Source organism: Candidatus Kapaibacterium sp. (assembly GCA_023957315.1).
Classification (GTDB): Bacteria; Bacteroidota; Ignavibacteria; order Kapaibacteriales; family UBA2268; genus PGYU01.
In genome coordinates this window covers 15,974-30,618 of sequence record JAMLHE010000010.1, presented here as the reverse complement: position 1 = coordinate 30,618, position 14,645 = coordinate 15,974, and the positions used below count along the sequence as shown (strand labels likewise).

Annotated in this window: 9 protein-coding genes; 3 read left to right on the top strand and 6 right to left on the bottom strand. The window is 37.1% G+C overall.

Features of this window, described 5'->3' with window-relative positions:
* Position 1: 1 nt before the first annotated feature.
* The 6 genes from cadA to M9949_10855 form a co-directional block, all read right to left on the bottom strand.
* Complete coding sequence (gene cadA / locus M9949_10880) at positions 2-2,038, bottom strand: cadmium-translocating P-type ATPase (protein ID MCO5251907.1); 2,037 nt, start codon at positions 2,036-2,038, stop codon at positions 2-4.
* Position 2,039: 1 nt separating this feature from the next.
* Positions 2,040-3,275: a TolC family protein gene (locus M9949_10875; protein MCO5251906.1), complete on the bottom strand. Its 1,236-nt coding sequence runs from the start codon at positions 3,273-3,275 to the stop codon at positions 2,040-2,042.
* Positions 3,272-7,096, bottom strand: a complete 3,825-nt coding sequence (locus tag M9949_10870) for an efflux RND transporter permease subunit (GenBank protein MCO5251905.1) — start codon at positions 7,094-7,096, stop codon at positions 3,272-3,274. The genes M9949_10875 and M9949_10870 overlap by 4 nt, the downstream gene beginning before the upstream one ends.
* 148 nt (positions 7,097-7,244) lie before the next feature.
* Positions 7,245-7,832 carry a hypothetical protein gene (locus M9949_10865; protein MCO5251904.1) on the bottom strand — a complete coding sequence of 196 codons (588 nt, stop codon included), beginning with the start codon at positions 7,830-7,832 and terminating at the stop codon, positions 7,245-7,247.
* Positions 7,833-7,844: 12 nt separating this feature from the next.
* Positions 7,845-8,222, bottom strand: a complete 378-nt coding sequence (locus tag M9949_10860; GenBank protein ID MCO5251903.1) for a hypothetical protein — start codon at positions 8,220-8,222, stop codon at positions 7,845-7,847.
* Positions 8,223-8,331: 109 nt separating this feature from the next.
* A complete protein-coding gene (locus tag M9949_10855) occupies positions 8,332-8,751 on the bottom strand; it encodes a hypothetical protein (GenBank protein MCO5251902.1) in 420 nt (139 codons plus the stop codon).
* Between the two features lie 515 nt (positions 8,752-9,266).
* Here M9949_10855 and M9949_10850 point away from each other — a divergent pair.
* The 3 genes from M9949_10850 (at position 9,267) to M9949_10840 (ending at position 14,602) form a co-directional block, all read left to right on the top strand.
* Complete coding sequence (locus M9949_10850; GenBank protein MCO5251901.1) at positions 9,267-11,804, top strand: DUF3160 domain-containing protein; 2,538 nt, start codon at positions 9,267-9,269, stop codon at positions 11,802-11,804.
* 264 nt (positions 11,805-12,068) lie between these two features.
* Positions 12,069-13,754 carry a hypothetical protein gene (locus M9949_10845; GenBank protein ID MCO5251900.1) on the top strand — a complete coding sequence of 562 codons (1,686 nt, stop codon included), beginning with the start codon at positions 12,069-12,071 and terminating at the stop codon, positions 13,752-13,754.
* Between the two features lie 14 nt (positions 13,755-13,768).
* Entirely contained in the window at positions 13,769-14,602 is an 834-nt protein-coding gene (locus M9949_10840) for a M28 family peptidase (GenBank protein ID MCO5251899.1), read from the top strand.
* Positions 14,603-14,645 lie beyond the last annotated feature (43 nt).

The following is a 14,645-nucleotide window of genomic DNA, read 5'->3' as shown; positions in this document are numbered from 1 at the left end:
TTTACCCCTTGATTTGTTTTTTCAGTAATTGTGCATTGAGGGCAACTATAATGGTGCTTAGGCTCATCAAAACAGCAGCAATAGCAGGACTAAGAATTATACCGACACCTGCCAATACTCCGGCTGCCAAAGGCACTGCTACAATGTTGTAACCTGCTGCCCACCACAGGTTTTGCATCATTTTATTGTAAGTCGCAGTTCCAAATAAAATCAGATTAGCAATGTCTTTGGGATTGCTATTAACTAATATGATATCAGCAGTTTCAGCGGCTACATCAGTGCCTGACCCTACTGCTATGCCAACATTTGCTTGTGCAAGTGCAGGTGCATCATTTACTCCATCACCGGTCATTGCTACAAACTCTCCCTTCTCCTGAAGTTCTTTAATAATACGTTGCTTATCTTCCGGTAGCACTTCTGCATAGAAGTCATCTAATGAAAGTTGTTCGCTAACCGCTTTTGCTACTTGATGGTTGTCGCCTGTAGCCATCAATACTTTAATCCCCTTTTTCTTCAGGGTTTCAACAGCAGACAAGGATTCAGGTCTGATTTCATCTGCCAGGGCGATAAACCCTGCTAACTTGTCGTCAATCAAAATAAAGACTACTGTTTCATCTTCTGATTTGAATGCTTCTAATGGACTCTCAATTCCTTGTTCTTTCAGCATTCCGGGACTTACTATTTTGATTTCTTGCCCTTTTAAGGTTGCCTTTATGCCTTTACCTGTGATGTTTTGAAAGTTTTGTGGTTCGTCGAACTCCAACCCATCTGTTTTAGCTTTTCGAACGATTCCCCCGGCAATAGGGTGTTCTGAACTGCTTTCAACCGAAGCTGCAATTTGGAGTAATTCATTGTCTGACAATTTATCTGAAACACTTTGGACTCGCGTAACACCAAACTCTCCTTTTGTTAAGGTACCAGTTTTGTCAAAAATAATAGCTGTCAATTTTCGGGCATTCTCAAAGGCAGCTCTATTGCGAATCAATAATCCATTTTTGGCAGAAACAGCCGTAGATATTGCCACTACCAATGGAACCGCCAATCCAAGAGCGTGTGGGCAGGATATTATCATAACAGTAACCATCCGTTCTAAAGCATACTCAAATTCTTTTCCCAAACTTAACCAAACAATCAGAGTGGTAATCCCACCTCCAAGTGCAATGTAGAACAACCATGCAGCAGCTTTATCAGCCAGATTTTGAGTTTTGGATTTGGATTTCTGCGCTTCTTTGACCATACCAATCACTTTAGTCAGATAGGAGTCTTCACCAGTGTGTTTGACTTTGATTTTTAAAGTCCCATTGTCATTTACCGAACCACCAATCACCTGATCGTCCTTATGCTTTGAAACAGGTTTCGATTCTCCGGTAAGCATTGATTCGTTGACATGGCTTTCTCCTTCTATGACCGTTCCGTCCGCAGGTACTTTTTCTCCCGGTCGTACAAGTATGATGTCATTGCTTTGCAAGTCTTCAATAGATACATCTTCATGTTCACCGTCTTTATTGATTCTCCGAGCTGTGGAAGGCATCATTTTCGCTAATTCCTGAAGCGCGTTAGATGCGCCCAAGACCGACTTCATTTCTATCCAATGTCCTAAAAGCATAATGACTATTAGGCTTGCCAATTCCCAAAAGAATATTTTGCCACCAAGACCAAATACAACTGCCGAACTATAGAAGTAAGCAACCGAAATGGCAAGAGCAATCAAAGTCATCATGCCAGGTGCTTTCTTTTTAATTTCTTTAACCAAGCCTTTCAGAAAGGGCCATCCGCCATAAAAGAAGATGATAGAAGAAAGTACAAACTGCACGTATCGGTCACCAATGAAGCGAAGTTCATAACCCACCAGTTCCTGAATCATTGGGGCAAGCACTACAATAGGCAATGTTATGACCATTGAAATCCAAAAACGTTTTTTGAAATCTTCAATCATCATGGCATGATGGTCGTGGTTGCCATGTTGATGATCTGATTTGTTATTGGTTTGATTATCAGATAATTGATTCTTTTGGTGATTTTGATGTTTATTTTTCATTTTAATTCGATTTTGATGTGATATAATCCAATTTTGCTATTGCTATGTGGTATTGAGTCAAAGCCGTGGCTCTCATTTTCCGGTATTTCAGTAATTGTTGTTGCATTCTAAGTACCTCTTCGAACTCCTTACCGGAATTACCATATGATGTAAAGATTAAATTCAGTGATTGTTGTGATAATTGTATTTGTTGCTCATAAAGTGATAATAGTTGTTGTTGTTGTTGAATCTCAAACCACACCATTTCATAATTTGAAATTAGTGAATTTGTTAAATCAATCTTTTGATACATATAGCTTTCCTGCATTAATTTAGCTTCTGTCTCGGAAGCATCGTATTTTCCTCTGAAAATGGGAATGCTAATACTTATCATCGGCATTATTGCATCTTTGCCGTTATCCGGCATTACTATATCACGACGTTCACCAACCATCACATAATCTAATCCAATACCAAATTTTGGCATACCTTGCTTTTGTGCTGACAGTTCACCGGCTTCGCTTGCCTTTATTTTCAAGTCCAATGATTTTAAAATTGGATTTGCGGAAATCAAGGAATCCTTACGGAAATCATCGGTCAAGTAGTCCGTTTTGAGCGAATCAGTCATTGTCACCTTCTCATTTTCTGACCTATTCAACAGCTTATTGAAAGTGGTTAATAACGGTTTTTCTTTATCAATTAAAATATTCAAATTAGTCTGTGCATCCTTGAGCATAATTTCCACCCTTAAAACATCAACCATTGTTCCAATTCCATTTTCAAATTTTTTGGTTGAAATGCTTTTGTATGATTCAAGTATGTCTATGTTTTCCTTTTCAATGGCTATCAAATCATTTAGCTCATACAAAGGATAGAATGCAGCAGCTACCTGAAAATATAGTTTGTTTCGGGCATCCAGGAAATTTTGAAATTTTGCTTCTGCAATTAATGCTGCGGCATCACCCTGCGCTTTTAATGTGCCAAACCATGGAAACATTTGTACAAGTGAGAACCTTGCTTGTTGTGGTCCAACCCGTGTTTCTACCGGAGAAATAAAGTACCCGAATGTAAATGTTGGGTCAGGCAGGGAATTGACTTGTGGTACTTTTTGTAATGCAGCCTCGTATTCCTTATATACTGACTGCAAGCCCGGATTGTTTTCTGCGGCTATCTTAAAAGAGTCGTCCAGCGTTTGGGCATAGCACCATGAGTTACACAAAAGTGCGACGATTATTATTTTTATTATATATTTGTTCATGATGATTGTCTTTTAAGTTTATATTCTTCACGCATACAGTAAAGAGTAGGGACGATAAAGTATGTAATTGCAGCTACTATCATACCCCCGAATGCCGGAATCGCCATAGGGACCATAATGTCAGAACCTCGACCTGTTGAAGTAAGTATGGGCAGCAGGGCAATAACTGTAGTAGCGGTCGTCATTACAGCAGGGCGGATTCTACGCTCTCCTGCTTCTACAACAGCCTGCTTTATCCCATTTATAGTTTTAGTAGGATTTCGTTCAAAACTTTGGTCGAGATAAGTTCCCATAAGTACACCATCATCGGTTGCTAATCCAAAAAGGGCTATAAAACCAACCCAAACTGCTACACTCAGGTTAACGGTGTGCATTTGGAACAATTCACGCATATTCATTCCAAACACCGAAAAATCGGCAAACCAACCCTGCCCGTATAACCAAAGCATAATAAAACCTCCGCTGAAAGCCATAGCAATACCGGAAAAAATCATGAGTGAAGTAGTTACTGATTTGAACTGAAAATATAAAATCAGAAAAATAATCAGTAACACAATAGGTACAATGATTGTTAATCGCTTTTCTGCACGTATCTGATTTTCGTAACTTCCTGAAAATTTGTAATTCACACCTGCCGGAACAATGAGTTCTCCCGCATCAATTCTACGTTGAATCATTTCTTGGGCATCGTTCACCACATCTACTTCAGCAAATCCTTCCCGCTTATCGAAAAGCACATAAGCTACCAGAAAAGTATTTTCACTTTTTATAGCTTGAGGTCCACGTACATATTCGATATCAAGCAATTGCCCAAGTGGTATTTGAGCCCCTGTTGGTGTTGGTATAAGGATTTTACTTAGCGATTCAGGGTCATCCCGGAGTTCTCGCGGGTAACGCACTCTTATCGGGAAACGCTCGCGTCCTTCAACCGTAGAGGAAATCTTCATTCCGCCAATTGCTGTTTCAATAGTTTGTTGCACATCTTCAATATTTAAGCCGTATCGGGAAATTTCATCACGATTGATATTCAGATGAATGTATGGTTTACCTACAATCCTGTCGGCAAATGCAGCTTCTGCTTTTACCGATGGAACTTCTTTAAGAATGCCTTCCAACTTTAAACCAAATTGTTCGATAGTTACAAGGTCGGGTCCAAAAATTTTAATGCCCATAGGTGCTCGCATTCCGGTTTGTAACATTACAAGTCGGGTTTCAATAGGCTGTAATTTTGGAGCCGAAGTAACACCCGGTATTTTTGATACAGCTACTATTTCTTTCCAAATATCATTGGATGATTTGATGTGTGTACGCCAGTTTCGGAAATAGCTGCCATTTTCATGTGGTATCAGTTCGTTTGTTGATATACCACGTAAGAGCACCTCTTCATTGGTCAAAGTATCTCCGTTTGTAAGTATAAAACGGTTCTTATTATCAGTTTTAAATCTTTTGCGATGCCCCTTTTCATTGAGTGCATATTCGGATTTGTAGTTAATTAAATTCTCAAACATAGATATTGGTGCCGGATCAAGTGCCGATTCAACTCTGCCCAGCTTACCCACAGCAAGTTCTACTTCAGGGATGCCTGTAAGCAACATATCCAATTGGGCTACAACTTTCCGGTTAAATTCGACGCCCGAATGAGGCATTGATGTTGGCATAAGCAAAAAGCTACCTTCATCCAGTGAGGGCATAAACTCCTTCCCTAATCCCGGGAAAGTATGGGTTAATCCCGACCAAACTGAAGTAGTTCTGACATTCCAGCCAACCTGGTCTGTTCCTTTTGCTAAAAATCCAAAAACGCTCGTAAAGCCCATCCAGATATTTACTGCCAAAAGAATTAAAAAGGTCGGAATAAGGAGAAATATCACTTTATTGTTCAAACACCAAAGCAATATATTTTTGTAGAAATGTTGTAATAAACCAAATGCTCCCAGAATTAAACCAACCAACAGGGCAACAAAAATAAAGTTAAGTATAAGACTATTGCCTGCTCCAAGCGGTAACCAGTATTTTGCTAAAAGCCAAATTACGCCGATAACCACTAAAATCAATTCTGCATTATCTATAACTTTTCGATTAAAACGACTCTTAAACAGTTCCTTATCTTGGATTAGTGGTTTGATTAATCCGATTAATCCAAATAACATAAGCAAGATACCCGCCCATACCATTCCAAGTAATAATCCAATAATACCCACTAAAACAAGGATAAAATTTACCCATTTAATAAGGCGGAGATTTTTGAATTTAAAACCAAAAAACCAATGTGCTAATGTGGGTAAAATGAATAAGGCAACAATAAGTGCAGCAACCAAAGCAAAGGTTTTGGTAAAGGCAAGAGGACCAAATAATTTACCTTCGGCAGCCTGCATGGTAAATACAGGAATAAAACTCACAATGGTGGTCGAAACCGCAGTAAGAATTGCGGAGCTTACTTCCGCCGAACCCTTATATATGGTTGTAATTAGCTTTTGTTCGGGTGGAGCTTCATCAAGGTGTTTTATTACATTCTCAGTAAGGATAATGCCCAAATCAACCATCGTCCCAATTGCAATGGCAATTCCGGAAAGGGCTACTATATTGGCATCAACCCCAAAATAACGCATCGCAATAAAAACCATAAGAACTGCAATTGGCAATAGGCTCGAGATGAGCAACGATGCCCTCAGATTATAAATCATAACAATAATCACCAAAATGGTAATTAATATTTGAAGTGACAAAGCCTCTTCCAATGTTCCCAATGTCTCATAAATAAGTTCCGAACGGTCGTAAAAAGGCACAATTGTTAGTTGGCTAACTACTCCATTTGCAAGTGTTTTTTGGGGTAAGCCGGGCGAAATCTCTTTAATTTTATCTTTTAAATTATTAATGACTTGTAATGGGTTGGCACCATATCGGGCAACAACAACACCGCCCACCACTTCGGCTCCGTCTTTGTCAAGCACACCTCTGCGAGAGGCGGGTCCGAGTGTTACAAAAGCAATATCCTTAATGCGAATAGGGACATTGTCCTGAACAGCAACGACTGCTTTTTCAATATCTTCTACACTTTTAACATAGCCTAAGCCGCGTACAAGATATTCAGCCTGATTGATTTCTATGGTTTTTGCACCAACATCTCGGTTTGATTTTTGGACTGCCTGCATTACTTTATATAGTGGAATATTATATACTTTCAACGCATCGGGATTTACATCAATCTGATACTCCTGTACAAAACCACCAATGGAAGCCACTTCCGAAACTCCTTCGCTTGCATTCAGACCATATTTTACATAGAAATCCTGAACGGTACGGATTTCATGCAAATCCCATCCACCGGTTGGATTGCCTTCTTTGTCTCTCCCTTCAAGCGTGTACCAATAAATTTGTCCCAAAGCAGTTGCATCGGGACCCAAGGTAGGTTGGACACCATCAGGGAGCAAACCTGACGGTAACGAACTCAATTTTTCAAGGATGCGAGAGCGTGACCAATAAAATTCAATGTCTTCATCAAAGATAATATAAATGCTCGAAAACCCAAATATCGAGGAACTCCGAATAGTCTTTACTCCGGGAATACCCAACAAATAGGTAGTTAGCGGGTAGGAGATTTGGTCTTCAATATCTTGTGGTGAACGCCCTGCCCATGGAGTAAACACTATTTGTTGGTTTTCACCGATGTCGGGGATGGCATCTACCGGAACCGGGTCGGATGGCAAGCCTCCTACTTGCCATCCAAATGGTGCGGTAACAATACCCCAGGCTATTAAGCCAAGCAGAACAAGTAGCGTAACCAACTTATTCTCTAAAAAGTATTTGATTATTTTATTTAGCACAAAAAATCCCTATTTCTAATAATAACTGCCATTTATTTGCATAGAGTCTATTATCTATGAGTTATTTTATTAATACTTATTATACTTGTTAAATTGTAGAATAAATAAAAAGCAGGCAGAGCTTTTACCTCTCTGCCTGCAAAAAGTCTTAATTACCTCTTGTTCGGAAATGTGTTATGATATTTGAATTGCCCGGTCCATTTTTATGACAATCACAATTCATTAAACCCATTCCACTTGACATCATTCTCCTTTCAGACATTATTGATTTCATATGATTCATTACTTGGCTATCCATAAACACCATATAGTCAGTGTCAGCTTCAAAACCGGAATCAGGCATGAATTCGCACTTTGTTTTTTCGGAATTCCACTCAAAAGAACCTTTTATACAGTGGTTTTCTTTTAGATGTGCCAACATAGAACCATCGGACATCATTGAATTCATATCCGAATGGTCCATTTTTTTTCCATCAATATATTCAATATCCGAGATAGAATTTTGGTTGATTATGACAAAATTTTCTTCAACTATGTTCGCATCCACCGGGGCAGCAAATTGGAGGATAATTGGCTCATTGATTCCAATTTCTTGAGAATTGTCAGTCGGGGAAATAGTTAAGAAATTTTCGACAAACTGATTTGATGGATTGCTATCCATCATATTACTGCAGCCTAAAAACAAGGCAGTTGATATTAGCAATAATGCTAAATTGATTTGAAGTGTTGTTTTCACTTTTAACTCCTTTTAATTATTTTGAGAACCTTGGTTAATCCAAGCTTGAATTTTTATTCTTTCACAATCTGAACCGGTAAAGTAGTGGCTTCTTGATATAATTCGATTATTAATTTTGACTTTGTTAGATTTAATATTGTCGAAATCTTCAAGATTAATTCCACCGTACGTTGTTGAACTATTATGACACGAAACGCAATCGTCGAATAATGATTTGACAGTAATAGAGTATGATACATTCAACGTATCACAATCATTATCAATCAATATCGGGTCCACGATTGCAATTTCATCTCTTTCGCATGAACTTATCACCATTGCGAATACCAGAAGTAGCACTGCAGCACTTCTAATAAGAAATTGCCTGCATTTGTTTATATACAGTTTCATTTCCAGTCTCCTATGACTATAAATATAATTTGCTGTTTAAGGCAAATCTAATAGATTTCTAAGATTTTAATTTTTTAATATTCTAAAAAGGGGATTTTGCTAAGAAAATTTAGCAAATATCAGAGGCGGGAATGTCTGATTCATCATCAGATTGAGATGTAGTATGGATATACGATATGATAAAATCATTGGGTTCCTTGAGCGGGAATAGAATAGCTTTGATTTTACTTTTATCGTTATTTATGAAATCATACTGCATTTTGGAGATTAGACAAGAAGAATTTGCATATCCTTCAAAGTTCATTTTCACTTTTTCAGTTACAAGAACTTTGCCGGTTTGAGCAATTGATATTTCAGATGTGGAGCAACATTTTGCCTGTACCGGAGAACATTCTGCATTATTAGTTGATTGAAATTTTGAAACCAAGATAGCAGCATCTTGATTCATATTCTTATCACAACAAGAATACAAACCTAATTCTACTCCATCACTGCACCCACAAGATTCTATCTGAGATTTTTGGGACATTTCACTTCCGGAGCAGCAGCAATTGTTATGTTGTAGTACTTTAGGAGGAGCAAAAAAAGCTAAATGGAAAGTTCCTTTATGATTGCACTTTTGAACATTAATACTTAACCCAGTGGCTGATATTGGTAGGCTCACCAAGAGAAGTAATGCTACAATATGTTTTAATATGCTCAACAAGTCCTTTCGTCAAATTAGTATTCTATTTTAAGCTACGCAAAGATTTGAATATTATTGTGTCTTATTCACTTTATTTTTCAAAATGTAGAAGAGGTAGAATGTATATTATTAACTTTTTGCTATAAACATGTGACTCCTTCGGAGTCAAAACGATTTTTGCAGTCTTGGTAACAACTGACCGGACAAAAAAGGGATTAATCATAATAATCATATAAATCATAATTCAGACAAGTTTATATCAACACAAACCAAAAAAAAATAATTTCCGGGAACAAATTGTATTTTTATGTGTCATATAATATATGAAGGTACCAATTTGATAAATTGAAGGATAGACTATGAAAAAGTTTTTGACTATTATTTTAGCTTTGTTGTTTGTTTCGGCTTCGACGTATGCGAATTTTAAAGTTGAGGAATATATCAAATTCCTCGAAGAGAACAAGGATATGAGCGTTGATGATTTGCTTGAGATGTATCCTGCCGGAGCTTTTCTTAAAGAGGCAAACACTGATTTCATGAATGCCGATTATTCGAAAGAAATTGATTCCATTTTCACATTGACTGATTATGAGAAAGCTCTGATTTCAAAGCATGGCTTTATGGTCACGGAAAGATTGAATTTCCCGACATTTATCCATGCATTTTGGGATGTTTTCATCAAGGATATGCCTATTTATATTTCCGCCGATGCTATGCTTCATGCACTACATTTTACTTATAGTAGTTTATTACCTTATATTGAAGAGTATGAGATAGCAACAAGACTTGGAATAGGCATCAATTCTGTAAAAGAATATATGAAAAGCATTGACACAAATGAGATACCGGACAATTACCATAAAGCTCTGTTTGATATGGATTTATATTTCTCGGTAACTCAAATGTTGCTTTACCATGATTTTGAATGTAATTTTCCCGATAATCAAGCTAAAGTTGAAGAAATAAAGCAAATGGTTAAAGATTTATCGCCTTTAGATTATGCTCTTTTCTGCAACAGTCCTCGCAAATTGGATTTCAGTCAGTTTCAAATTCGTGGGCATTACACAAGAAGCTGGTACTTAGAAAGATATTTTCAAGCAATGATGTGGCTGGGTAGAACGGAAATTTTAATCTCGGCTCCTAAAAATGACCCGGTAAATATATTCACAAAAGAAGACATTGACCAAATGACGCTTTTGACAGCTGTGATAGCAGAAACAGTTCATAAATCAGGAGCTGATAAGGATTTTGCGTGGATAGACAGTATGTTGGTTATCCTCATCGGCAAACAGGATAACATTAACTTATGGGAAATCATAAATGCTATGGATGAACTCCAAATTACAGCTCTTGAACTTGCAGATACTAATAAATTAGAACTTTTCCGAAATAAAATTCTTGAATTAAATTCTGCAAATCAGCTATATAGTTCTCAGATACTATTTTCTGACCCTTTCGACCTGAACCAAGTAGTTCCACCTGCGGCATTTTTGCTAATGGGGCAACGACCGATTATTGACGGGTTTATAACTGCGAATGTTACATATGACAAGATTCTTTATAAAGGAAAAAAAGTCGAAAGAATGGTACCTCAGACATTAGATATTCTTTTTTCACTTGGAAATGATGCCGCAATTCAATTAATGCTCGAGGAATTAAAAAAGTATCCTTATTCATCAAATTTAGCCGCACTTCGTTATCTTATTGATTCTTATGATGGTAGTTTTTGGAATGAAAATGTATATGGCAGATGGATAAATACAATACGTTCATTGAATCCGCCAGTGAAGCGGGACAATTTGCCTCCATTTATGCAAACTGCTGCTTGGTGGCAAAAGACAATGAACACACAACTTGCTTCTTGGGCTGAACTGCGGCATGACTTTCTATTATATGGTAAGCAACCTTATACAAGTGGTAATATTTGTTCATATCCTCATGGATATGTAGAACCCGTCCCTGAATTATACGAAGAATTAAAAAATGTAATAAAAAATATTCACGAATTTCTTCCAAATGGTATTCCATATATATATCACAAGTGGGAAAATGCCTGCAATAACCTTAAAGCAATTTCCGAAAAGATACTTGCCGGAGAAAAATATTCTGAAAGTGATGTTGATTTTTTATGTTCAACTATTAAGGAAGATAGGAGTTGCGGAGGCACTAATCTCGGGTGGTATATTGGGCTATATGCGTATCTCACTGCAAATGAATTCAATGATAATTATTTAAAAGGTGATGGTTTTGAATCCGACAAACCTGTCGTTGCAGACGTACACACAATTCCCACAGATGAATTTGGCAATGAAGTGGGTTGGGTATTGCACGCCGGTACAGGCAAAATTAATATGGCTGTGATAACTGCACCCACTCCCGAAGGTGGAATGCGCTCATATATTGGTCCTGTTTCGAGCTATTACGAATTTCTTTCCAATGATTTTAAACGACTTACAAATGAAGAATGGCGAGAGATGGACGGCGCCCCTGCATATCGCCCTGCTTCTACAAATTTATATCTAGCCGATAAAGATGGTGCCAAGCCCGATGGCGATATAATGTCATTATTCACATATATTAGCAATAGCACCGAAGATTTGCCATTGGCAACAAATAACATAAGGATGAAAAATCATCCAAATCCGTTCAATCATAAAACTGTCATCAATTTTGTAATCCCATGGAATTTGGATGGTCAAAAAGCTAATTTAAGCATTTACGATATTCAGGGTAATAGGGTTATCACTTTATTCGACCAAATTGTTCCTGCAAATTCATATTCTTTGATTTGGAACGGATTGAATGCGAACGACATAGCAGTGCCGTCAGGAATATATATTTACACTCTCAAGATTGGCAAAATAATTCAATCCGGTAAAATGAATTTGATAAGGTAAAAATGAAAACATAGCCCATGAATTTATTCATGGGATTGTTTTTTTATGGGTCAAAACGCTTTTACAGTCTTTGTCACTATGACCACAAAGTTCCAAAAATAAAACCTTCCGAAAGTTTCAAAGCTTCGGAAGGTTAATTTTTTCCTGTCTTTGCAACAAAAACAGGGACAAAAAAATATTTTAGGCAATTCTAAAAATATTTTGTATTTTTGATAAGTAATGTTTAGGTTTCTAATTTTTTTATTAATTAATAAGAGATACTTTATGAAAAAATTCTCCTTCATCGTTTTGTTTCTATTATGCAATTCATTTGCATTTTCGCAGCCAACCACTATAACATACCAAGGTAAGCTGCTTGATAATAGTGATAAGCCGGTCAACGAATCGGCTGTAGCATTTACTTTTGCTATATATGATGCTGAAACAGGTGGCAACAAAATATGGCCTCCAAGTAATGCAGCTGCGACGAAATCCATTGACATAGTAAATGGATTATATTCAGTAATTCTTGGTACCGCATCTGGAAATGACGAGGTGATTGAACCAAGCATTTTTAATGGTATTACGCCATATCTGGAAGTCGGAGTAAAGTCTACTACTCTCCCAAGGACAAGTATTACCAGTGTACCATTTTCGATATTATCAAATAATTTAACAGCAAGTGCATGGGCGACGCCAATGGCAATTGGCTCTGCTACTCCAAATAGCGGTGCCTTTACTGCACTTACAGTTGGGACAACTAATACATATGCATTCCCTTCCGAAGATGGGACTGATGGCCAAGTATTAGTAACTGACGGAACGGGTGATTTGAGTTGGGAAACACCTTCAGGAATCACTGGATCAGGTACAACTAATTACATGACAAAATGGACTACTGGTGGCTCTGTTATTGGGAATTCTCTTTTTCAGGATAATGGAACAAGTGCGAGTATAAATACTTCTATTGCTTCAGGATACCAATTATATGTTTATAGACAGCAATTAACTGCTAATGGTGACGGGCAACATACGCTAATGGGTTATAGAAATCGTGATTCTAAAAATGATGGTACTGGTTATTCACAAGATGCTAGTAACACTGGTTCAGCTGGTCATAGTTTTTGGGGCGACCTTTATACTTTTGGTGTCGGTGGTTGGAATTATAATGATTATAGTCGGTGTGGTGGCGTTTTAGGGGCAGATGTTTCAGGTACTTATTGGGGCTCATTAGGGTATAGGAGTAGTGGAAGTATTAATTATGGAGTTTATGGAACTTCTGCTTATGCAAGTGGAACTGGATTTCTTTCGAACAATGAAGTTATGGGAATTGGAGCAGGTTTCTTCGGTGGCATAATCGGCTCTTGGTCACGTGGTATGATTATGGGTAATGTAAATAGTGGTGAGTTGTTTGCATCTTATAATGTCGGTAACGAATATACAAGTGGCTACTCTGCAGATTTAGTAAAGCCAAATACAGGTCAAACAAGAGTACCCGCTTACTCAATGACTTCCACTGAGCTTTCAATCCATACTTATGGGGTTTCACAAATCGAACAGCAGCCTGTTTACGTTGCTTTCCCAACTACATTTTCATCAATTCTTGGCGATGTACCTGTTGCAACTGTAACTCCAATCGGAGCCCCTGCAAGTTTGTATATTGCAAGTATTGACCAGAATGGTTTTTGGGTAGCATTAGCTCCTTCGAGTATAGCTGAAGGAATTTCAAATGTAAGATTTAGCTGGATTGCTGTCGGAAAGAGAATTGATGCTAATCAAATTGCAGAAGTACCAGCTGAAATCACGAATATTAACTTTGACTCAAATATGAACAATGTGTTATTTGACGAAAACAATAAAGAACAATCAGGTGGTTCTATATGGTGGGATGGTAATAAAGTTCGTTTCGATACAGCTCCTACTATTCCTGCAGCTCCTAAAGTTGAACCAATGCAAGAGCAAACTAAATAATAAATTTCAAATTTATGAAAATTTTTATCATATTTTTCTTATTATCATTTGTCAGTCTTCATTCGCAAGAATTTAGAAAGCATATTCTATTCCTAACAGCAGATTCATTAAATGGTAGGTACCCAGCAACTGAAGGAGAGCAAATTGCAGCAGATTATATTATCAGTGAACTTTTGAAATCCAATTGCGAAATTTATATTCAAAAATTTCCATTCGAGAAGAGCAAAGCCACGAATATTCTTGGAATTTTTGATAGGCAAGCTGATAGCACCATAATTATTAGTGCACATTACGATCACCTCGGCAATGGTTCTAATAAATCCCGCGAGATTGTTCGTAAAGGAATTCATCCTGGGGCTGATGATAATGCGTCTGGAGTTTCATTGATTCTTGAGTTATCAAAGCAAATAAGCAAGAATAAGAAATTAAAATACAATTATATTATTGCTGCTTGGTCTGGACACGAAGCTGGTTTATTAGGCTCGGAATTTTTTACTCGAAGTGGATTTTATCGTTCATTGAAAGTTGCTGCTGTTATAAATATTGATATGATAGGAAGATTAAATCTTACAAACCCGACTTTAAGAGTTAGTGGTGCGATAAAGAATTTAAAATTCTCTGAAATATTGAATGAATATGATGATAAATTTATATCATTTAGGTTTGATGATGAAAATATCATGAAGTCGGATTTAAAATACTTTGCTATAGATGGTGTAGATGTTTTGAACTTAACTACCGGTATTCATGATGATTATCACAAATTAAGTGATACCGAAAGTAAGATTAATTATGATGGAATTTATAGAATTTTAAATCTTGTGAATTATTTGATTGACAAAATTTAATTGTAAACATTTTGGTGTAATGTAAGTAATTATGAAGAAATTG

What these genes read in the sequence shown, in the direction of transcription:
- M9949_10845 (MCO5251900.1), top strand. Translation starts at nt 12,069, where the DNA reads ATGAAAAAATTCTCCTTCATCGTTTTGTTTCTATTATGCAATTCATTT.
- M9949_10840 (MCO5251899.1), top strand. Translation starts at nt 13,769, where the DNA reads ATGAAAATTTTTATCATATTTTTCTTATTATCATTTGTCAGTCTTCAT.
- M9949_10855 (MCO5251902.1), bottom strand. Translation starts at nt 8,751, where the DNA reads ATGTCCCAAAAATCTCAGATAGAATCTTGTGGGTGCAGTGATGGAGTA.
- M9949_10860 (MCO5251903.1), bottom strand. Translation starts at nt 8,222, where the DNA reads ATGAAACTGTATATAAACAAATGCAGGCAATTTCTTATTAGAAGTGCT.
- M9949_10850 (MCO5251901.1), top strand. Translation starts at nt 9,267, where the DNA reads ATGAAAAAGTTTTTGACTATTATTTTAGCTTTGTTGTTTGTTTCGGCT.
- M9949_10875 (MCO5251906.1), bottom strand. Translation starts at nt 3,275, where the DNA reads ATGAACAAATATATAATAAAAATAATAATCGTCGCACTTTTGTGTAAC.
- cadA (MCO5251907.1), bottom strand. Translation starts at nt 2,038, where the DNA reads ATGAAAAATAAACATCAAAATCACCAAAAGAATCAATTATCTGATAAT.